This window comes from Fructilactobacillus sp. X2R6C1, from assembly GCF_059901295.1.
In genome coordinates this window covers 155,571-177,833 of the sequence record NZ_JBWXUZ010000004.1, presented here as the reverse complement: position 1 = coordinate 177,833, position 22,263 = coordinate 155,571, and the positions used below count along the sequence as shown (strand labels likewise).

The following is a 22,263-nucleotide window of genomic DNA, read 5'->3' as shown; positions in this document are numbered from 1 at the left end:
TGTGAATGTATTAAAATTTGATTATTCCAAAAGGAGGAAGCATATTATGACTACAAAAATTGGTCTTAATGGTTTCGGAAGAATTGGTCGTCTAGCATTCAGACGTATCCTTGAATTGAATTCAAGTGATATCGAAGTTGTAGCAATTAATGATTTAACTACCCCTTCAATGTTAGCTTACCTACTAAAATATGACTCAGTTCATGGTCGCTTTGACGGTGACGTTTCAGCTACTGAAGATGCAATTATCGTTAATGGTATTCGTATCCCAGTTTATGCAGAACGTGACGCAAAGAACATTCCTTGGGTTAAAAATGATGGTGTTGACTTCGTACTTGAATGTACCGGTTTCTACACATCAAAAGAAAAAGCACAAGCTCACCTTGATGCTGGTGCAAAGCGTGTCTTGATTTCAGCACCTGCTGGTCAAATGACTACTGTTGTTCCTGGTGTTAACATGGATGATTTGACTTCAGAAGACAAGATCGTTTCTGCTGGTTCATGTACCACTAGTTGTTTAGCACCTATGGCTTACTGGTTGAACAAAGACTTTGGCGTTAAGTTAGGTACTATGACTACTGTCCATGCTTACACTGCTTCACAAGCACTTCAAGATGGTCCACGTAGCGCTAAGTTACAAAACAACCGTGCCGCAGCTATTAACACTGTACCTCACTCAAGTGGTGCTGCTAAAGCTATCGGTTTGGTTATTCCAGAACTTGATGGTGTCCTTAAAGGTCACGCACAACGTGTTGCCGTAGCTGATGGTTCATTAACTGAATTAGTAGCTGTCTTAGACAAGAACGTTACTGCTGAAGAAGTTAACGATGCTATGAAGAGTCATGCAAACGATGCCTTTGGTTACGCTGATGACTACATGGTTTCAACCGACGTTATCGATGACTCACACGGATCAGTATTTGATCCAGGTCAAACTGAAATCACCCAAAGTGGTGACACTCAATTAGTTAAAACTGTTGCTTGGTACGATAACGAATGGGGCTTCACTTGCAACATGGTTCGTACCTTGTTGAAATTTGCTACTCTATAATTTTAGATTGCAACTTTGAAAAGGCGGAGGAGGGAAATCTCTTCCGTCTTTTCCTTTATAAAATATAACTAACACTGGAGGCAATCACGATGGCAAAAGTAATCGTTGATGATTTAGATGTTCAAGGTAAAAAAGTTCTGATGCGTGTTGATTTTAACGTTCCAATTAAGGACGGTAAAATTGGTGATGACAACAGAATCGTTGCTGCTCTTCCAACAATCAAGTACGTAATTGATCATGGTGGTAAAGCAATCTTATTCTCTCATTTAGGCAGAATTAAAACAGAAGATGATAAACCTGGTTTATCACTTCGCCCAGTTGCAGAAAAATTAGCTGAATTGCTTGGCAAACCAGTTACATTTGTTCCTGTTACTGAAGGTCCACAGCTTGAAGAGGCAATTGACAACATGTCTGACGGCCAAGTCCTTTTGGTACAAAATACTCGTTATGAAGATGTTGTTAATGGTAAGAATGTTAAACGTGAATCTGGTAATGACCCTAAGTTAGGGGAATACTGGGCTTCACTTGGTGATGAATTCATTAATGATGCGTTTGGAACTGCTCATAGAGAACACGCTTCAAACGTTGGGATCGCTAAAGCAATGGAAAAAGCTGGTAAGCCAGTTGCTGCCGGATACTTGATGGAAAAAGAAATTAAGTTTTTAGGTAACGCTGTTGATAATCCAAAGCATCCATTTATAGCAATTCTTGGTGGTGCTAAAGTTTCCGACAAAATTGGTGTGATCGATCACTTGTTGGACAAGGCTGATAAGATTATTATCGGTGGTGGAATGACCTATACATTCTATGCCGCTAAGGGAATCCCAGTTGGTAATTCACTTGTTGAAAAAGATAAGATTGATGTTGCTAAAGATATCCTCAAAAAAGGTGGAGACAAGATCGTCTTACCTGTTGACTCAGTGGTAGCCGACAAGTTTTCAAATGATGCCAAGGCTGAAGTCGTTGATGGTGGAATTCCAGACGGCATGATGGGTCTTGACATTGGTCCTAAGAGTATTAAATTATTCGAAGACGTTTTAAAGGACGCCAAGACCGTTGTTTGGAACGGACCAATGGGTGTCTTTGAATTTCCTAAGTTTGCTAAGGGAACCTTGGCAATTGGTAAATTCTTGGGTACATTAACTGATGCTACTACCATCGTTGGTGGTGGAGATTCAACTGCTGCTGTTAAGGAATTGGGTGTAGCTGATAAGCTTACCCATATCTCAACTGGTGGGGGAGCTTCGCTTGAATATCTTGAAGGTAAGACTCTTCCAGGGATTGCATCAATTTCTGATAAAAAGTAATTTAAAAGTCACCGATTTAATCGGTGACTTTTTTGTTTGTATCAATTTTCTAGCTTATTGCTTCTCTTTCGGCTAAAATGTAGGTAAAGATGAATTATGAGAGGAGAAGTATCATGCGTATTCCCTTTATTGGTGGGAACTGGAAAATGAACTTGTCTTTAGATGAAGCAGTTCAATTTGTGATTGATATCAAAGATAAAATACCAGATCCTAAAAACGTTGAAACAGCTCTTGCAGCTTCACCGTTGTTTCTTGAATCAATGCTTAAAGCCAACGGATCGAGTCCATTGCACGTAACAGCTGAAAATTGCTTTTACAAAAATGAGGGTGCTTATACTGGGGAAGTTAGTCCTAAAGCTCTCAGTCAGATGGGAATCCCGTACGTGATCGTTGGTCATTCTGAAAGACGTCGTTACTTTAACGAGACTAATGACATCATTAATAAGAAGGTTCATGCGGTTTTAAATAACAATATGAAGCCGATATTATGTTGTGATGAAACGATGGGACGACTTGAGACTGGTGATCGAATCCACTGGGTAGTTAACCAGGTTACCGCTGGTTTAAAGGGTGTTTCCGAAAAAGACGCTTTAAAGGTCGTTATTGCCTATGAACCAAGTTGGGCAATCGGGACCGGTCATAGTGCTTCAACTACCGAAGCGGAAGAGGGATGTTACCTAATTAGACAAACTTTAGCTGACATTTACTCGGATGATATTGCTAACCAGATTCGAATCTTATATGGTGGAAGTGTGGACCCAAATAACATCATCTCGCTTATGAAACAAATTGATATTGACGGGATTTTAGCCGGTAAAAGTAGTCTTGAACCAAAGGAATTTTTGGAGCTTGCGAATTACCAAGATTTGCAAAATAATTAGTTATTATGATTGCAAGTTAAAGCCTAAACTAATAGAATTAAGTTGACCTTTAAATATAGGTAACAAATTCACTAAGGAGAGATAACATGTCAATTATTTCTGATATTTATGCTCGCGAAGTATTGGATTCACGTGGAAATCCAACTGTTGAAGCTGAAGTTTACACAGAAGACGGTGCAATGGGCCGTGGAATCGTCCCATCTGGTGCCTCAACTGGTGAACACGAAGCCGTAGAACTTCGTGACGGAGACAAAAATAGATATATGGGTAAGGGTGTTACTAAAGCTGTTAGCAACGTTAATAACATTATTGCCAAACAAATCGTTGGTTTCGATGTAACTGATCAATTAGGTATTGACCAAGCTATGATCAAACTTGATGGCACTCCAAATAAGGCTAAGTTAGGTGCTAACGCAATCTTAGCCGTTTCAATTGCTGCTGCTAGAGCTGCAGCTGACGAACTTGGCGTTCCATTATATAACTACTTAGGTGGTTTCGATGCACATGTTCTTCCAACTCCAATGATGAACGTTATCAATGGTGGTAAGCATGCTAACAACAAGGTTGATTTCCAAGAATTCATGATTATGCCAATTGGTGCAAAATCATTTAGAGAAGCTGTTCGAATGGGATCAGAAACATTCCATAACTTGAAAGCAATCTTAGCAGAACGTGGATACTCAACTGCTGTTGGTGATGAAGGTGGATTTGCACCTGATTTGAAGAATAACGAAGAGCCATTTGAAATCTTAGTTGAAGCAATCAAGCGTGCTGGATACAAGCCAGGTAAGGACATTTCAATTGCCTTTGACTGTGCCGCTTCAGAATTCTACAATGCCGACACTAAGAAGTACAACTTGGTTGGTGACGGTAAATCATACAATGCTGATGAATTCATCACTTTGCTTGACAGCATCGTTGAAAAATACCCAATCATTTCAATCGAAGACCCATTAGATGAAAACGAATGGGAAGATTGGCAAATGGCAACTAAGCGCTTAGGTAAGAAAGTTCAAATCGTTGGTGATGATTTGTTCGTTACTAACACTGAGTACCTATCAAAGGGTATTAAGATGAACGTTGCTAACTCAATCTTGATTAAGCTTAACCAAATCGGTACTTTAACTGAAACTGTTAATGCCGTTAATATGGCTAAGGAAGCTAGTTACACTGCAATTATTTCTCACCGTTCTGGTGAAACTGAAGATACCACTATTTCAGACTTAGTTGTTGCTTTAAACACTGGTCAAATCAAGACTGGTTCAATGAGTCGTGGTGAAAGAATTGCTAAGTACAATCAATTGATGAGAATTGAAGATCAATTAGGATCAGTTGCTGTGTACAAGGGAATTAACTCATTCTACAACTTGAGTCCAGAAGCAAAAGAAGCAATCATCAAAAAATAATTGATTTAAAAACACCTTCGTTATGAAGGTGTTTTTTTTACATAAATTTCGTGAGTTCGTAAACCTTCCTCGTATTTAATCACAGAAAGAGGAGGAGAAACATGAATATTACAAAACAATTTTCATTATTTTTAGCATTAATTGCAATTACAGTTGGATTATCACTGAAGATTTTCACTCCAAATGTGAGGGCAAGCGAATACACCATTACTGCTCATAAACATTGGGTAAATAAGGACGGAGAAAAGGATTCATCGTATGCCTTTGACATTGCCAGAGTGAACGTCAAAAATCGAGCTGATATCAAGGCGCCACTAATTCCTGGGTTTCATTTAGATAAAAGTATTCCGCCAATCTATGTGGGAAGCGACGTGGTCGTTTTTAACTACAACAAAGACGAAGATTTGCCGATTCCGTCACCTCACATTCCGATTAAACCAATTCCAAGTAACGATCATCCAGATACTGGTGGAACAGTTCCATCCAATGATCATAAGCACGATCGTCCAGTTGAACCGGCTGATAATCGTAAACCAATCGTACCAGCTGAACCGACCAAAAAAACCGCTCATTCTCAAGATCTGCCAGATAAACAACCTCATGAATCAGGTAGAATCGCCCCAGATAAAAAGATAGCTGGGAATCACAGTGAGCCAATGGCAAAACGTATCAGTCAGAGTAGTAAGAAGCAGAAAGATCAGCATGAACCCACGAAGAAGGTACTTGAAAATGGGATGAATCCAGTGTTGTTACGTGGTAAAAAAAGATCTGGGCGTCGTCCTGTTCAAATGCCAAATGAAAACGGAATTAGCAAGTATAATCGACGTAATTTCACTCATCACGCTCCGTACCTAGATGCGAACCACGATCCAATGGCAACGGTTCACGTGAGAAGAAGTAAACATGGGGTAAGCAGTGCTCGTGCGAATCGCCAACATGCTAAAAGGTTACCTCAAACCGGGGAACGCAACAGCAAACTTCTTTCACTAATTGGAATGGTAATTTTGCTATTCAGTTCGATTTTGTTTATTAGAACCAATCGAACTGAGAAATAATGATGGACTGGAAATAACTCCTAGTTTATGCTAAACTAATTAAAGTATTGATAAGCCTGTTTAGCTGATGGGTAGGAGGCATTTTTTTGAATAATCTTTTGATGATATTATTATGGATCGTTAGTATTCTCATTATTGGTGCAGTTTTAATGCAACCTTCTAAAAATAATGATGCAATGTCATCACTCTCTGGTGGTGCAAACGATTCTTCCTCTGAGTCCAAGCCGAGGGGCTTTGAGGCATTTATGCAAAAAGTGACTGTGGTACTAGGAATCTTTTTCTTTGGTATCGCATTAATTCTAATGTGGATTTCATCACATTAATAAAAAACCTCCTGTTAAACAGGGGGTTTTTGCATTTAAAGCGGATTACTAGCGTTTATTAAAGAATGAGATTTATAATTGACGTATAAGTCAATTGGATTGTAGAGGAAAATATATTGCAAGATAATAAATTAAAAAATGAAATTGAGCAGGAGTTACAATCACATCCTGATCAAAGTTATAGTGTCGAAAAATTAGCTGATGATTTGAATTATCATGGATCATCAGCTTTCAAATTAATCGTTTCAGAGCTCGCTTCACTGGAACGAGACCGTGCCGTTGTGGTTACTGAAAACGGTGATTTTAAGGTTAATCCCAGTGAGTTGAAGCTAGAGGGGATTTTCCACTCGAATCCAAAGGGATTTGGCTTTGTTAGATATGATGATGAATTACCTGATGCCTTTATCGCACCTGATGAAACGATGCATGCGATGAACCTGGATAAGGTTGAGATTCAGATTACTAAGCCCGGTGAAAAAGATTCTGATCGGGGACCACAAGCTAAAGTGGTTAGTATTTTAGAACACCATTACACTCATGTGGTTGGTGAATTTCGTAAGACTGATGATGATCATGGTTATCTTGGTCAGGTTGTTTTAAAAGACAAAAAATTAGCAGGATTCAAGTTCTACGTGGTAGATGCTGGTCTTCATCCTACTCCAGGAGAAGTGGTTACTGCTGATATTACGGAATATCCAAGTAACGAGCATCCAGATTACATGGTTGGAATTGTGAAACAAGTAATTGGAAGTGTTGATGACCCTGGAATTGATATTTTACAGGTTGTCTATGCTCATGATGTTCCTTCCCAATTTCCAGAAGATGTTCTAGAAGAAGCAGATGCTATTCCGGACCATGTTTTGCCTGAGGAAACCAAAGGACGAGAAGATATTACCGATCAGACGTTAGTTACCATTGATGGAGAATCATCCAAAGATTTGGATGATGCCGTCACGGCATGGAAGTTACCAAATGGCAATTATCATTTAGGGGTCCACATCGCTGACGTTAGTCACTACGTTAAACAAGGAACACTACTTGATCGTGAGGCGTATAAACGTGGAACCTCAGTTTATTTAACCGACCGAGTTATTCCAATGCTGCCTCGCCGTCTATCAAACGGGATTTGTTCGTTAAACGAGGGACAATTACGGTTATGTTTAAGCTGTGATATGGAAATTAATCCCCAAGGGAAAGTTGTCAAAAAGCGGATTCATCCGAGTGTTATGAAGTCGAAAGCTCGAATGACATATACAGCTGTCAATAATATTCTTGAATCACATGATAAGAAAACGAGAGAAGAATATCATGATTTAGTACCAATGTTTGAAACCATGGCTGAGTTACACCGAATTTTATATAAGCAAAGAAAACGTCGTGGGGCGATCGACTTTGATGATGATGAAGCAGAAATCATCATGAACAAAGAAGGTAAACCCGTTGATATTAAACTTAGAACGAGAGGTTTAGCCGAACGAATGATTGAATCATTCATGTTGGCTGCAAACGAAACTGTTGCTGAAACTTACTATCGACTTAAAGTTCCGTTCATTTATCGTGTCCATGAGACGCCAGATCCAACGCGAGTTAAGGACTTCTTTGAATTCCTAACTGCCTTTGGAATTGAAGTAAAAGCTGACCCCGATCATTTAACTCCCAAGACTTTACAGAACATTTTAAGTAAAGTACACGGACTTCCTGAAGAAACAATGGTATCAGTAATGATGCTTAGAAGTTTACAACAGGCCAAATATAGTGATAAGTGTGTGGGACACTTTGGATTAGGTGCCAAATACTACACCCATTTCACTTCACCAATTCGACGTTATCCTGATTTGTTTGTCCATCGTTTAGTTCATTATTATGAAGATAATGGGATTAATGATGTTACCAAGCAAACCTATGCTGACCAGGTTGGAGAAGTTGCGGTTCACTGTTCAGAAACTGAGCGTCGCGGTGTTGACACCGAAAGAGACGTTGATTCGATGATGAAGGCTGAGTACATGACTCAACATATTGGTGAGGAATACGATGCAGTTGTATCTTCAGTGATGAAGTTCGGAATGTTCGTTGAACTTCCAAACACCGTTGAAGGTCTTATTCATATCAGCAAGATGAATGATGATTACTATGAGTACGTTGAAAAGTACTTGGCGCTTGTTGGTAGAAATACCAGAAGAACTTATAAGATTGGACAAACGTTACGGGTTAAATGTGTTGCGGCCGACGTTGATCAGATGACCGTTGACTTTGAGATCGTTAAACCAGAAGATGCTCCATTGAGTGAACTTCTCCCAAAACAGGAACATAAAAATGATAAGCACCATCACAGTGGCAAACATTCTGATGGGAAAAATCGTCGTCAGAGTTATAAGAATCAAGATCGTAGAAAGAACGGTAAAAAAGGTCATTCGTTTAAAATCAGAACCAAACCATCTAATAGTCGCAAAAAATAGGGGATGGGAACATGGCTAGAAAAAAGCATCAACCAACTGAAAAGAACGTAATGGCAACTAACCGAAAGGCCCGACATGATTACTTTATTTCTGATACTTATGAAGCTGGCATCTCACTAACGGGAACTGAGATTAAATCAGTTAGAGAACGCCGTATGAATCTAAAGGACGGATTCGTGCAGGTGAGAAACGGACAAGCTTATTTGATGAATGTCCACATCAGTGAGTATGCGCAAGGAAACCAGTTTAATCATGATCCATTGCGTAATCGAAAGTTGTTGTTGCATAAAAAAGAGATCAAAAAACTTGGTGAAGCGACTTTGACTAAGGGAATTACCATTGTTCCCTTAAAAGTTTATTTAAAACATGGCTACGCTAAGGTGCTGATTGGGGTTGCTAAAGGGAAGCGTGAATATGATAAACGTGAAACCATAAAGCAACGTGATACTCAACGGCAAATTGATCGCGTTATGAAACATTATTAATTAAAAGAGAGTGCTATTGCACTCTCTTTTTGCTTGCCTAAAAATTCACATTTTATGGTAGAATAAATTGGAGGTGTTAATAGTGAAACCGTTTATTCATAACGACTGGTGGCCAATTTTGGAACCAGAATTTGAGAAACCATATTATCAAAAGTTAAGGCGTTTTTTGGTTGAAGAGTATAATAACAAGACGATTTATCCAGAAATGCACCATATTTTTCAGGCATTTGAGTGGACTCCCTTTAGTAAGGTGAAAGTCGTTATTCTGGGACAAGATCCATATCATGGTCCTAATCAAGCCAATGGTCTTAGCTTTTCGGTAATGCCAGGCGTAGCTGTTCCACCATCTTTAAAGAATATTTATAAGGAATTACAAAGTGATTTGGGCATTAAACCAGTTAATCACGGTTATCTAAAAAGTTGGGCTGAACAAGGGGTATTGTTATTAAACTCCGTTTTGACCGTTCAAGATGGAGTGGCTTTTTCTCATCGTGGCAAAGGATGGGAAAGACTCACTGATTATGCTATTGAACAATTGTCAAAGCGTCCTGAACCGGTTGTCTTCATCCTATGGGGAAGGGCTGCTAGGGATAAGATCAAGTTGATTAATACTGACGCTAATATTGTGATTCAGTCGGCTCATCCAAGTCCCCTTTCTGCGAATCGAGGCTTTTTTGGCTCAAAACCGTTTTCAAAGACGAATGAAGCACTAAAAGCCATGGGTGAGACGCCGATTAACTGGAAATTACCAGAACACGTCACTGCCACTAATAAGGAGAGTTAATTATGGACCTTTTTGATAGTTTGAAAGCAAAGATTAACGATAAAAACATTAAGTTAGTATTCCCTGAAGGGGGAGATCCAAGAATTATTGAAGCAACTAGTCGGCTTAAAAAAGATAATTTGGTTGAACCAACGTTATTGGGTGATCCCCACAAAATCAAACAAGTTGCTAAAGAAAACGGAAATGATTTGGACGGAATTACCATCATTGATATCCAAAACGTTGATTCTGACACGTTCAACGAGATGGTTAGATCACTTGTTGCACGGCGTAATGGCAAAACGGATGAAAAAACAGCTCAGCAATGGTTGAAAGATCCGAATTATTTTGGCACGATGATGGTATACATGGGAATCGTTGACGGAATGGTGTCCGGTGCGGCTCACCCAACTGGTGATACGGTTCGTCCTGCACTTCAGATTATTAAAACTAAACCAGGTGTGAAGTTGATTAGTGGTGCTTTTGTCATGCAAAAGGGTGACACACGTTACTTGTTTGCAGATTGTGCCATTAACATTGAACTTGATGATCAACAACTTGGTGAAGTTGCCGTTGAAAGTGCACATACAGCCCGGTTGTTTGATATCGATCCCAAAGTTGCCTTACTTAGTTTTTCAACCAAGGGTTCAGCTAAGGGACCAGAAGTCGATAAAGTTCAAAGTGCAACCAAGATTGCCCAAAAGTTAGATCCAGATACTCCAATTGATGGGGAACTCCAATTTGATGCTGCGGTTGTTCCCGCGGTTGCAAAGAGTAAGGCACCTGGTTCAAACGTTGCTGGTCAGGCAACTGTTTTTGTCTTTCCAGAGCTTCAGTCAGGAAACATTGGTTACAAGATTGCCCAACGTTTAGGTGGATTTGAAGCCATTGGTCCAATTCTTCAGGGATTGAATCAACCAGTTTCTGATTTGTCGAGGGGATGCAATGCTGAAGATGTTTACAAGGTAGCCATTATCACGGCTACTCAAGCACTTTAATTTGAGGCGATTGAATTGATTAAATTTAAGGTTGATAGTCCCGATCAAACTGAAAAATTAGGCGAAGAACTCGCCCCGGATTTAAAAGCTGGAGACGTTATTTTACTCGATGGCGACCTTGGTGCGGGAAAGACTACCTTCACAAAAGGACTTGGGAAAGGTCTCGGAATTAAGCGAAACATCAAAAGTCCGACTTTTACCATTATTCGGGAATACAAAAATGGACGGTTGCCCCTTTATCACATGGACGTTTATCGTCTTGAAGAGGGAGGAGCCGGCGAATTAGGTCTGAATGAATATTTTAACGGTGATGGAGTCAGCGTCGTTGAATGGTCCAAATTTGCGGAGGACGAACTTCCCGACCAGTATTTGAGAATCAGATTTACTAGAAATGATGATCTGGGGGATAACGATCGGACAATTGAAATGACTGCTAAGGGACAGCATTTTGATTCGATTTTAAAGTCAGGAGACTTAGTGCTTGGCAAAGGATAATGAAGAAATTACGATTCGTGCTGCTAAATCGGACGATTCCGAAGCACTAATCGAGTTAATGAAACGATTAAGTCAAGAATCTAGTAACTTTACGACGGATGTTCAGATTGATCAATTGACCGCTGAAACCGAAGCAGATGCCATTGACGCGGTGAATGCCACTGGGACTAACATCATTTTAGTGGCAGTTGCTGGGACGAAATTAATTGGAGTCTTGAGTGTTAGTCAGGTTGACGAGACTGCCGGGGAACTTGGTGTCGCCGTTTTAGCTGATTATCAGGACATTGGACTTGGGACCAATCTGATTCGGGAAGCAATTTACTGGGTGGGCACTTTTAGTCACCTTAATGAATTGCGATTGACGGTCTTAAAGTCCAATTTAGGGGCGTTTCGATTGTACAAAAAATTAGGATTTATCACTAGTGAACATGACGATCATGTAATTGAAATGAAAATGAACGTAAAAAAAGACTGAGAAAAAATTCTCAGCCTTTTTATATTAACTTGACGAACGGTTTAACGGCGTTTTTACCAAACTGCTGGTATTCATAAATTAAGATGTTAGCACACGCTAAGCTGTCATCTAGCGCATTATGATGGTGTTTTAATTCGATCCCTAAGTTCTCGCTAACCGTGTTTAACTTATGGTTAACAAATCCAGGGTAAAACTTTTTGGAAGTCTTAACGGTATCAAGAGTCTGATAGTGTGGTTTTGATAAACCATACCTTTCCAGACTCTTTTTTAATACACTATTATCAAAATTATTGTTGTGGGCAATCACCAGCTTATTTCTATCAAAGAGGGGGCTAATTTGATCCCACACCTCTGGAAAGGTTGGTGAGTCAATTACATCTTTTTCATGAATACCATGAACATTGATATTGCGCCAGTTAAACTCACATTCGGGGTTAATTAATGAGTAAAACTCATCAACGACTTCGTTATTTCTTACTACCGTTAATGCGACCGAACAAGCGCTGGCCCGTTGGCCCGCAGCAGTTTCAAAGTCAATTGCCGCAAAATTCATTTAACAATTCTCCTCTAATCAATCTTAAGTCCATCAGTAATTAATTGGATCGGAGCATGATCTGAGCCGGTTACCTCACCAAGAATGTTTGACTCGGCAACGTCATCTTGAATTGAGTTAGAAACCAAGAAATAATCCATTCTCCAACCACGATTTTGGGCTCGCTCGTCGTAACGGTAACTCCACCAAGTATAGGCACCACTTTGGTAAGGGTGAAGTGCTCTAAAGGTATCTACAAATCCAGAAGCTAATAATCGACCAAAATCGTCACGTTCCTGTTGGGTGTATCCAGCCTTGTGGTGATCTTCTTCTGGGTCATCGATGTCAATTGGTTGATAAGCAACGCTCATATCGCCGCCAATCACGACCGGCTTTCTTTCAGCAAGTTTACTTACAAAGGTAATAAATTTTTGGTCCCAATCAAGACGGTAGTCGAGTCTTTGCAGCTCTTCGCCTGAATTGGGTACGTAGGTATTAATTAAATAAAAGTCAGGATATTCGAGTGTCAAACAACGGCCCTCGGTGTCAGTATCGCTTCCATCAACACCATAAAACACGTTATCAGCTTTATGCTTTGTGAAAGTAGTTACGCCTGAGTAGCCGGGGCGTTCCGCTGAGTCCCAGTATTGGTAATAGTCACCTGGTACTTCTAAAGCAATATCATTTTCGTGAACTCGAGTTTCTTGAACATTAAAAAAGTCAGCATCAGTTTCATTAAAAAATTCGTAAAAATTCTTTTTAACTGCTGAACGTAAACCATTTACGTTCCATGAGATAAAATTCATTGTATCCCCTCCTTTAATGCCAGTATAGCACGATCAGAAGTGTTTAAATAATGATAACGTGCTAGAATGTAATATGGATAATTAGAAAGGAAAATGACGAATGACTGAAGATTTAACAAAAAAATTCAAGGATATTAAAATTTTAAAAGATGAACCACTTTCCAAGTATTCTTGGACTAAAACTGGTGGGAAAGCTGATTTTCTTGCATTTCCTTCATCATTTAAAGAAACCGAAGAATTATTAAATTATACAAATGAAATTAAAATGCCGCTTACTGTGCTGGGAAATGCCAGTAATCTAATCGTACGAGATGGTGGAATTCGTGGGTTAACCATGATTTTGACCCAAATGAATAACATTAGAACTGAAGACCATCGGGTAATTGCCGAGGCTGGGGCTGCTTACATTGATGCAACTAAGGCTGCTCAAAAAGCCGGTTTGACTGGATTAGAATTTGCTGCTGGGATTCCTGGCAGTGTCGGTGGCGGAGTGTTTATGAATGCCGGTGCTTATGGGGGAGAGACCCAATATGCACTTGAATCAGCCACGGTTTTGACGCGTAAGGGTGAGATTATTGTTTTAAACAACGACCAGTTAGACTTTGGTTATCGTCATAGTAGTATTCAAGACTATAGGGACGTTGTTTTGGAAGCGACCTTTAAACTTGAACCCGGGAATAAACGTGAGATTCAAAACGAGATGGATCATTTGAACTACCTGAGAAGATCAAAGCAACCTTTAGAATGGCCTTCATGTGGGAGTGTTTTCAAGCGTCCTAAAGGATACTTTGCCGGAAAGCTGATCCACGATGCTGGACTACAGGGATATCGCTCTGGCGGAGCTGAAGTGTCCAAAAAACACGCCGGATTTATCATTAACGTTGGTGGTGCCACCGCTACTGATTATTTGAATGTGATTAAGCACGTTCAGGAAACTGTGTATAAAGATAATGGGGTTCACCTTGAGACTGAGGTTCGAATTATTGGTGAGCCAAAATAGGAGGAAACATAGCTTATGGTAATAGTTGAAGCAGTCATCACATTAATAGTTTTAGTCCTGCTTTCTAGCATTATCTCTCACTATGTCACTAAGATTCCAGTTAGTTTGATTCAAATTTTGCTTGGTTTAGGATTAGCATTATTCTTTAAATTCAAAATTGATTTAAACACGGACTGGTTTTTATTGCTGTTCATCGCACCATTGCTATTTAATGATGGTCGTGACTTTCCAAAACGAGAACTTTGGGAATTACGTGGTCCCATTTTTGAAAATGCCATCTGGTTGGTGTTCATTACAACCATTATTGGCGGTTATTTCGTTAATTTGCTGGTACCATCAATGCCACTGGCAGCCTGTTTTGCTCTAATTGCGATTTTGTCTCCAACCGATCCAATTGCCGTTCAGTCCATCTCAAAGCGTGTTCATCTTCCAAGTAATATTTTGCATCTAGTATCAGGTGAGAGCTTGATTAACGATGCTAGTGGACTAATTGCGTTTAAATATGCGATTGCTGCAGTTGTCACCGGTTACTTTTCTTTGGAACACGCTGCGGTTGATTTTGTTTATACCGCACTAGTGGGTTTGATCATTGGAATTGTTGGAATGTCTTTAATTATTGTTCTTCGTAATTTGTTATTAAAGGTACACTTCAATGACGTGATTTTTAACGTCGTCCTGCACATCTTGACACCGTTTATTATTTATGTAATTGCTGAAGATCTTCTTCATGCTTCGGGAGTTATTGCGGTGGTTGCCGCTGGGATTATTGATCACTTACAGACTAACGTTACCAATACCAAGTCACCAGAAGTCAACTTGTTGACCAATCGTACTTGGGATGTCATTGTTTACTGTTTAAACGGGATTGTGTTTTTAATCTTAGGTATTGAATTACCGGTTGCTACTAGGGTGGTCATCAATGGATCGGAATATCGAACTTTAGCTTCGTTTGGGATTGCTTTTGCCGTTTGGGTGGCTCTTTTGGTAATTCGAGTGGTCTGGATTTTAGGATACGAATTCTTTTCGTACTACATTACTAAACGGTCCAATAAGAAGCCCAGTTTGTCGGTTGCGCTATTGGCTGGAATTTCCGGGGTTCGTGGTGCCATTACCATGGCAGGAATTCTTTCGGTTCCCGCATTTTTATCGAATGGAAAGGAGTTTCCCGACCGTTCTTTGATGCTTTTTATTGCCGCAATGGTTATCGTGATCAGTTTAGTTGCGGCTACCATTATCTTGCCAATCATTTCCCCAGATGCTAGTTCACTTCAGACCCGAGCCTCATTGATTGATAAGGATGAAGATGATGATGAGACGGAAGATGAAGAAGATGAGCAGGAGGGCTATATTTCGGAAGATGCTGCTCGGATTTACATCGTAAAGAGGGCCATTGTCAGTCTTGAAAATAATAAGACCAATGATAATGAACGAGCGGTATATGATATTGTTTTGGATTATCAGGTTGAGTTACGAAAACTTTTAAGAAAGACGAGAGACGATAGTGCAGAAAGTACGTCTCTCAATGAAGAACTTAGTTTGAGACGAGTTGCTTTAAAGGGAAAACGTGAGGCGGTTAAAGATTTGTATCGTGAACAACAAATCTCAAAAGATACTTACTGGATTGCAAATCGAAGGATTAATCGTGAGGAACGTCGAATGTTTGCAAATGGTTACGACGGCTATCGCAAAAATCACTGGTACTATCCGGGATGGTTTTCATCGATTCTTCATTCCATTAAAACCTGGCAGGTAAGTGAATCAGAAAGTAAAAAGACCAAGAGTGAATTACGCCTTGTTACGATTGTTGGTGATCAGGCCGCCATTGATGCTATTTCAGACTTTTTAAGTCGAAGCGACATTAATGGTCAGGACTTTGACTCACAAATTGTTCACTTTATTGTCACTTTCTATCAGAGTCAGATTGAGCGGGCCAATTCATACGATGATCCCGACGAAGATGATGAAGTCTTTGAGTATCAGTTGTTAAGATTGCGGTCAGTTGCACTGGAAGCAGAACGTCGCGCTGTAGAACAATTGATTAATAATAAAAAAGTTAGTCACGCGATGGGGCTTCACTTGCGTCAGGACATTAATTATAAGGAAACGCTAATGTTGAATGATAACTAAAAAATCCTCCACTTATTGATAAGTGGGGGATTTTATATTATTCCTTATTATTACTGATAATGGAATAAATCCAGTAGATCATTAACTGTAGAACGGTCATCAAAAATACGAATACGACCATGTGCATATTCCACATGTTTAAAAATGGTCGAATGTACATCCTAGGTGAAAGGATGAGGTAAATTGTGTGGACTCGCATAAACCGTCCAATGAATAGTCCGATGGAACTTGCAACCGTTAGAATCACAATTGTAACGAAGTTAGAAAAATTACCGGATAAATGAATTTTAACGTCAATGGCCTTAGCAACGTGGACTAAACTCCAGAAACCGATAAAGGCACAGCTTAATGCACTGATCATCAGGCATGTGTATAAAAACCAGACGTGCGGATCAAGTCGAAGTAACCCATTGGCTTCATCAGGATGTAGCCAAGCGAGATGAAGTAGGTCGGTCAGAATGTAGGGTGAATTGGGATAGAACAATAACCACAGAAGTGATAGGATCCAGAACACGAAACTATTTTGGTGTGGTTTGTTACCGATGTGGAAACTAAGTTCAATTGGGATGTATCCTAAAAGGGTGTTGAGCGCTAAAAAACCGAAGCGTGTATCACGTAGAAACATGAATAAAAGCACGATCCACCCGATGAAAAATATTCTAACTTGCCATCTTTTATTTTGTGACATTATAATTTGACCCCTTTTCTTCTATATATAAATTAAACCCCAAATTAGAAAAAAAAACTAGAAATTTAACCATAGAATTTAATTTTTTTAATATTTGGAATTAGTTAACTGCCTTTATTTCAGCAATAATTCAGTGATATAATAATATACAAATTGGAGGTCGTTCTATGGGGATTGATTGGAGTAGCTTATTTACATTACATAACCTAAGCAACTTAATTGATATATTGGTTGTCTGGCTCGTGATATACGAGTTAATCATGCTTCTTCGTGGCACTCGGGCAGTGCAACTTTTTCGCGGCATTATTGTAATTATTATCGCTAAAATTGCCAGTTGGTATTTAGGACTGACGATGGTATCTTGGATTCTGGATCAAATTATCAATTGGGGAGTTATTGGATGCATTATCATCTTCCAACCTGAAATTAGACGCGGACTTGAAAAATTAGGACGCGGCTCACTCTTTAGAGCAACCCAGAATCAGGATGAAAAAGCCAAAAAAATGATTAATGCTTTAGATGGAGCAATTCAATACATGTCTAAGCGTCGAATTGGAGCGTTAATCACCATTCAAATGCATACCGGGCTAGAAGAATACATTGAGACCGGGATTAAGCTTGATGCTGACATTTCAAGTCAGTTATTAATTAACATTTTTATTCCCAATACGCCTCTTCATGACGGAGCGGTCATCATTAAGGATGATAAGATTGCTGCAGCGGCTGCCTACTTACCGTTATCGCAGAGTAATTTGATCCCTAAGGAATTGGGAACTCGTCATCGTGCTGCCGTTGGAATCTCGGAAGTTTCCGATGCTTTAACGATTGTTATCTCAGAAGAAACGGGAGAAGTTTCAATCACTAGAAACAATGAGCTTCTTCGTGGGATGACTCAGGAGGATTACCTGAAATACCTGAGAAGTCAGTTGATTCCTCGTGATCGACAGGAGCAACATCCAACGATTGTGACTCGTGCGATTAGTTTCTTTCAGAAGCATTTCGGAGGTGACAAGTAGCCATGAAAAAATCTTTTCGGAGTAAATTATTCTATGCTATCTTGGCACTAGTCTTTACAATTGCACTGTTTTTCTATGTTCATGATGGCAAAAATGATATGGGTCTCACTAACAGTACCAGTAATTCGACTAAAAGCACCCAGATGGCAGCTAATAAAACCAAGACACTGTCAGTTCCATTACAGCTCAACGTAAACTCAGACAAGTATTTTGTAATTGGCTATCCAGAAAAAGTTAACGTCCAGTTGTCAGGGCCGTCGGCGTTAGTCACTACAACCGCTAATACCCAGAACTTTAAGGTGTATGCTAACCTTAGTAATTTGGGGCCCGGAGAACACATCGTTAAATTACAACAGCAGGGTCTAAATTCTGACATTAAGAGTAAGATTAAACCTGCTCGCATTAAAGTTAACATTCAACCACGTCGGACCGTTAAGTTCCCCGTAAAAGCTGTCTACGACAAGAAAAACATTGCTTCTGGTTATAAGGCCGGAAAGCCGTCGTTAGACGTCAGTTCTGCAAAAGTGACTGGACCGAGTGATCAAATTAATCGAATTGATTCAGTAGTTGCTAAAACTAACTTGAAGCCTAACACCAAGCGTGATATAAAACAGGATGCGGTGATTGAGGCTTTAGACAAAAAAGGAAAGACCATCAACGTTATTATTACCCCATCAACAAGTTCGGTTGATTTACCGGTTTCAGCAGGTGATAATAAGAGGGTACCAGTCAAGGTTAATTTAGTTAATAAGCAGGCTAGTAAGACCTATGACGTTAAGTGTGATCCATCTGATGTGTTATTGTTAGGTGATAAAGACACGATTGATGGGATTAATTCGGTTAATGCCGACGTTGATGTCGAAAACATGTCCGGTGATAATACTAAGACGGTTTCACTTGATGCGGGTAACTCCAAAGTAAGTGGCTTGGATCCGGAAACGGTTAAAGTACAGATTAACGCAAAGAATAAGTAATAAAGTGAGGACTATATATGAAATATTTTGGAACAGATGGAATTAGAGGAGTTGCGAATAAAGACTTAACCCCAGAATTGGCTTTTCGGGCTGGTCGTGCAGGTGGTTATGCTCTGACTAAGCACAGTGTTCAAGATCATCAGCCACGTGTCTTGGTATCAAGAGATACACGAATTTCTGGACAAATGTTGGAAGATGCTTTGGTAGCTGGAATGTTGTCCGTTGGAATTGAGGTGGTTCAACTCGGAGTTGTCACTACCCCCGGAGTAGCATACTTGGTTAGAGATCAAAGTGCTGATGCCGGAGTTATGATTACGGCTTCACATAATCCCGCTGAGTTCAATGGAATTAAATTCTTTGGCGGTGACGGATATAAATTGTCCGATGACATCGAGGCTGACATCGAGAAGATTCTTGAAAGTGATACTGATGACTTACCACGTCCCTCAGCAAAGGGATTAGGCACTTCAGCAGAGTACACCGAAGCATCGCAAAAGTATCTTCACTTTCTGTCCCAAACGATTCCAGATGAATTAAGTGGGATTAAGGTGTCAGTTGATGCCGCAAATGGGGCTACCAGCAACTTGGTTCCCCGCCTTTACGCTGACCTTGGCCTTGACTTTAAAACAATGGCGACCTCACCTAATGGACTAAACATTAATGATAACGTCGGTTCCACTCACCCAGAACAGTTGCAAAAAATGGTTGTTGAAAATGGTTCCCAGTTAGGGATTGCCTTTGATGGTGATGGTGATCGGTGCATTGCTGTCGATGAAAAGGGAAACATCGTTGATGGTGATAAGATTATGTACATCTGTGGTAAGTATATGGATGCTAATGGTCGATTAAAGCATGACACCATTGTTACGACAGTGATGAGTAACCTCGGAATGTACAAAGCCATGGAAGCCAACGGCTTAAATAGTGTGAAAACTAAAGTTGGGGACCGATACGTGGTTGAATCAATGAAAGCCAATGGTTACAATCTAGGTGGCGAACAGTCCGGTCACATTGTGTTTTTGGATTTTAATACCACTGGAGATGGGATGCTAACCAGTCTGCAATTAATGCATATTATGAAAGAAACCGGTAAACCGCTTTCCGAATTAGCAGACGAAGTGAAAAAATATCCTCAAAGTCTTGTTAACGTGAAGGTTTCTGACAAAAAGCACGCGATGGATCATGATAATGTTAAAAAGGCCATTGATGATGTTGAAGATGAAATGAATGGTAATGGTCGTGTCTTGGTTCGACCAAGTGGGACTGAGCCGCTGTTAAGAGTCATGGTGGAAGCTCCGACTCAAAAAGAAAGTGATAAGTATGCAAACAAAATTGCCGACGTTGTTAGAGACGATATGGGAATTGAATAAAGCAATCACGAATTAATAAAAGAGTTAACGTTTGTTAACTCTTTTATTATGCTTAAATTTTTATTAAATTTCGTTCATCAGTGCTATACCAATTCTAACTTATATTTGACAAACACTTGTGAAACCTTTATTATCAAAGATGTTAAGTATATAAATAAAATTTAAATACATCTATACCAATTTTAAAGAGAGGTCATTCCCATGTGCGGAATCGTTGGAGTTACAGGCAATAAGAATGCGACATCCATTTTAGTTAATGGATTAGAAAAATTACAATATCGAGGATATGATTCAGCCGGAATCTTTGTGGAAGGAAAAGACCACAAAGATTATTTAGTGAAAACGACTGGAAGTATCGACGATTTAAAGAAAAAAATTGGACCAGAGGTTCAGGGAACTGCCGGAATTGGGCACACTCGTTGGGCCACTCATGGTGGAGTGAACATTGAAAATGCTCATCCTCAATTCTCAGATGACAATCGTTTCTATCTGGTTCACAATGGTGTGATCGAAAACTATGAACAATTGAAGAAAGAATACTTATCAGACGTTAAGTTTCATAGTCAAACTGACACCGAAGTGGCGGTCCAATTGGTTGATAAGTTTGTGACTGAAGACAAAATGAGCACGAAGGATGCCTTCATTAAGATGCTTTCACTCCTTAAAAATTCTTCATATGCTTTTATCTTAATGGATAAAGAAGATCCAGATACTTTATATGCAGCCAAAAACAAAAGCCCCATGTTGATTGGATTATGTGACGGTTTCAACGTAGTATGCTCTGATTCAATTGCCATGTTAGACGTTACTGATACTTTTCTTGAGGTGGTTGATGGTGACGTTGCGATCGTAAAGCCTGATAAGGTAACCATCCTTGATGAAAACCGTAAGCCAGTAGAGCGTCATCAGTTCAAGGTAACCATTGATCCAAGTGCGTCTGATAAGGGGACTTATCCTTACTACATGCTTAAAGAGATTGATGAACAACCCAATGTCATGAGAAAATTAGTTAAAGAGTACTTTGATGCAGACGGAAACATGAACGTTGGTTGTGGCGTAATGGATACCATCCTTGATTCAGATCGAATCTATATCGTGGGTGCTGGTACCAGTTATCATGCTGGATTAGTCGGTAAAGATTTGATGGAGAAGTACACTGGAATTCCAACTGAAGTGCACGTCTCATCCGAGTTTGCTTACGAAGATCCATTGCTTTCTAAGAAACCATTCTTTATCTTTTTGACTCAAAGTGGGGAGACCGCTGACAGTCGGGAAGTTTTAGTGAACGTTAACAAGCATCATTTCCCTAGTTTAACCATTACTAATGTTGCTAATTCGACCTTGTCACGCGAAGCAACTTACACGATGTTGCTTAATGCTGGTCCAGAAATTTCAGTTGCTTCAACTAAAGCATATACTGCTCAAATTGCAATCCAAGCCATTTTGGCAAAGGCCGTTGGTATGCGGGGTAATCGTCAGGTCGCAAAAGATTTTGATTTAGCACGACAATTGGGTTTGGTTGCGACTGGGATGCAGTCAATTGTTGAAGAAAAAGATAAGATTGATGAAATTGCTAAGAAATATTTCGTTGATGCTAAACAGGCCTTTTACATCGGCCGTGGGGTTGATTACACTGTTTCCCTTGAAGCAGCGTTGAAGTTAAAAGAAATTTCTTATGTCCATGCGGAAGGCTTTGCTTCTGGTGAACTTAAGCACGGAACGATTGCATTGATTGAAAAGGGCACTCCAGTGATTGGTATTATCACCCAGAAGAAGACCGCTGGATTAACTCGTAGTAATCTGGAAGAAACTGCAGCTCGTGGTGCCAGTGCTTTGACGATCGTGCGACAAAGTCTAGCTCAAGATGGTGATACGTTTGTTATCCCAGACGTTGATGAGTTGTTAACACCGCTGCTTAGTGTCATTCCAGCTCAACTAATTGCTTATTACACTAGTTTGAACAAGGGATTGAACGTTGATCGTCCAAGAAACCTTGCTAAAAGTGTTACAGTTGAATAATGTTTTTAAGAGCTACCATTCTTGGTAGCTCTTTTA

21 protein-coding genes are annotated in these 22,263 nt (G+C 39.8%); 18 read left to right on the top strand and 3 right to left on the bottom strand.

All coding sequences use genetic code 11. From position 1 onward, the window contains the following. Positions 1 to 46: 46 nt before the first annotated feature. The 12 genes from gap (at position 47) to AC6UDF_RS05820 (ending at position 11,695) form a co-directional block, all read left to right on the top strand. Positions 47 to 1,051, top strand: a complete 1,005-nt coding sequence (gap, locus tag AC6UDF_RS05875) for a type I glyceraldehyde-3-phosphate dehydrogenase (protein WP_500694295.1) — start codon at positions 47 to 49, stop codon at positions 1,049 to 1,051. A gap of 89 nt (positions 1,052 to 1,140) precedes the next feature. Then, positions 1,141 to 2,358 carry a phosphoglycerate kinase gene (locus AC6UDF_RS05870; RefSeq protein ID WP_500694296.1) on the top strand — a complete coding sequence of 406 codons (1,218 nt, stop codon included), beginning with the start codon at positions 1,141 to 1,143 and terminating at the stop codon, positions 2,356 to 2,358. A gap of 113 nt (positions 2,359 to 2,471) precedes the next feature. Next, positions 2,472 to 3,239, top strand: a complete 768-nt coding sequence (gene tpiA / locus AC6UDF_RS05865; RefSeq protein ID WP_500694419.1) for a triose-phosphate isomerase — start codon at positions 2,472 to 2,474, stop codon at positions 3,237 to 3,239. Between the two features lie 86 nt (positions 3,240 to 3,325). After that, a complete protein-coding gene (gene eno / locus AC6UDF_RS05860; RefSeq protein WP_500694297.1) occupies positions 3,326 to 4,645 on the top strand; it encodes a phosphopyruvate hydratase in 1,320 nt (439 codons plus the stop codon). Between the two features lie 101 nt (positions 4,646 to 4,746). After that, on the top strand, positions 4,747 to 5,700 hold the full coding sequence (locus AC6UDF_RS05855; protein WP_500694298.1) for an LPXTG cell wall anchor domain-containing protein: 954 nt from the start codon (positions 4,747 to 4,749) through the stop codon (positions 5,698 to 5,700). 86 nt (positions 5,701 to 5,786) lie between these two features. Next, on the top strand, positions 5,787 to 6,023 hold the full coding sequence (gene secG / locus AC6UDF_RS05850) for a preprotein translocase subunit SecG (RefSeq protein ID WP_500694299.1): 237 nt from the start codon (positions 5,787 to 5,789) through the stop codon (positions 6,021 to 6,023). 116 nt (positions 6,024 to 6,139) lie between these two features. Continuing rightward, the gene (rnr, locus tag AC6UDF_RS05845; RefSeq protein WP_500694300.1) at positions 6,140 to 8,479 is read left to right on the top strand and encodes a ribonuclease R; all 2,340 of its coding nucleotides are present in this window, start codon (positions 6,140 to 6,142) and stop codon (positions 8,477 to 8,479) included. A gap of 11 nt (positions 8,480 to 8,490) precedes the next feature. Further along, the gene (gene smpB / locus AC6UDF_RS05840; protein ID WP_500694301.1) at positions 8,491 to 8,964 is read left to right on the top strand and encodes an SsrA-binding protein SmpB; all 474 of its coding nucleotides are present in this window, start codon (positions 8,491 to 8,493) and stop codon (positions 8,962 to 8,964) included. A gap of 82 nt (positions 8,965 to 9,046) precedes the next feature. Continuing rightward, the gene (locus AC6UDF_RS05835; RefSeq protein WP_500694302.1) at positions 9,047 to 9,748 is read left to right on the top strand and encodes a uracil-DNA glycosylase; all 702 of its coding nucleotides are present in this window, start codon (positions 9,047 to 9,049) and stop codon (positions 9,746 to 9,748) included. 2 nt (positions 9,749 to 9,750) lie between these two features. Next, a complete protein-coding gene (gene pta / locus AC6UDF_RS05830; protein WP_500694303.1) occupies positions 9,751 to 10,725 on the top strand; it encodes a phosphate acetyltransferase in 975 nt (324 codons plus the stop codon). A 15-nt stretch (positions 10,726 to 10,740) separates the two neighbouring features. Next, positions 10,741 to 11,220, top strand: a complete 480-nt coding sequence (tsaE, locus tag AC6UDF_RS05825; RefSeq protein ID WP_500694304.1) for a tRNA (adenosine(37)-N6)-threonylcarbamoyltransferase complex ATPase subunit type 1 TsaE — start codon at positions 10,741 to 10,743, stop codon at positions 11,218 to 11,220. After that, on the top strand, positions 11,207 to 11,695 hold the full coding sequence (locus tag AC6UDF_RS05820; protein WP_500694305.1) for a GNAT family N-acetyltransferase: 489 nt from the start codon (positions 11,207 to 11,209) through the stop codon (positions 11,693 to 11,695). The genes tsaE and AC6UDF_RS05820 overlap by 14 nt, the downstream gene beginning before the upstream one ends. Before the next feature lie 19 nt (positions 11,696 to 11,714). Here the strand turns inward: AC6UDF_RS05820 and AC6UDF_RS05815 are convergent, their stop codons facing one another. Together AC6UDF_RS05815 and AC6UDF_RS05810 are read right to left on the bottom strand one after the other, a co-directional pair. Further along, a complete protein-coding gene (locus AC6UDF_RS05815) occupies positions 11,715 to 12,248 on the bottom strand; it encodes a 3'-5' exonuclease (protein ID WP_500694306.1) in 534 nt (177 codons plus the stop codon). Positions 12,249 to 12,262: 14 nt separating this feature from the next. Next, a complete protein-coding gene (locus AC6UDF_RS05810) occupies positions 12,263 to 13,033 on the bottom strand; it encodes an exodeoxyribonuclease III (RefSeq protein ID WP_500694307.1) in 771 nt (256 codons plus the stop codon). A 100-nt stretch (positions 13,034 to 13,133) separates the two neighbouring features. Between AC6UDF_RS05810 and murB the strand changes: the two genes are divergently transcribed. Next, a complete protein-coding gene (gene murB / locus AC6UDF_RS05805) occupies positions 13,134 to 14,033 on the top strand; it encodes a UDP-N-acetylmuramate dehydrogenase (protein WP_500694308.1) in 900 nt (299 codons plus the stop codon). Between the two features lie 15 nt (positions 14,034 to 14,048). Further along, positions 14,049 to 16,160: a cation:proton antiporter gene (locus tag AC6UDF_RS05800; protein ID WP_500694309.1), complete on the top strand. Its 2,112-nt coding sequence runs from the start codon at positions 14,049 to 14,051 to the stop codon at positions 16,158 to 16,160. A 37-nt stretch (positions 16,161 to 16,197) separates the two neighbouring features. Here the strand turns inward: AC6UDF_RS05800 and AC6UDF_RS05795 are convergent, their stop codons facing one another. Further along, positions 16,198 to 16,848, bottom strand: coding sequence for a DUF1361 domain-containing protein (locus tag AC6UDF_RS05795; RefSeq protein WP_500694310.1), 651 nt, complete (start codon positions 16,846 to 16,848; stop codon positions 16,198 to 16,200). Between the two features lie 167 nt (positions 16,849 to 17,015). Here AC6UDF_RS05795 and cdaA point away from each other — a divergent pair, with 167 nt between their 5' ends. From cdaA to glmS, 4 genes are all read left to right on the top strand, one after another. Next, positions 17,016 to 17,864, top strand: a complete 849-nt coding sequence (gene cdaA, locus AC6UDF_RS05790; RefSeq protein WP_500694311.1) for a diadenylate cyclase CdaA — start codon at positions 17,016 to 17,018, stop codon at positions 17,862 to 17,864. Positions 17,865 to 17,866: 2 nt separating this feature from the next. Continuing rightward, positions 17,867 to 18,838 carry a CdaR family protein gene (locus AC6UDF_RS05785; protein ID WP_500694312.1) on the top strand — a complete coding sequence of 324 codons (972 nt, stop codon included), beginning with the start codon at positions 17,867 to 17,869 and terminating at the stop codon, positions 18,836 to 18,838. Between the two features lie 17 nt (positions 18,839 to 18,855). After that, positions 18,856 to 20,208 carry a phosphoglucosamine mutase gene (glmM, locus tag AC6UDF_RS05780; RefSeq protein ID WP_500694313.1) on the top strand — a complete coding sequence of 451 codons (1,353 nt, stop codon included), beginning with the start codon at positions 18,856 to 18,858 and terminating at the stop codon, positions 20,206 to 20,208. Between the two features lie 201 nt (positions 20,209 to 20,409). Then, on the top strand, positions 20,410 to 22,227 hold the full coding sequence (gene glmS, locus AC6UDF_RS05775; RefSeq protein ID WP_500694314.1) for a glutamine--fructose-6-phosphate transaminase (isomerizing): 1,818 nt from the start codon (positions 20,410 to 20,412) through the stop codon (positions 22,225 to 22,227). Positions 22,228 to 22,263: the final 36 nt, after the last annotated feature.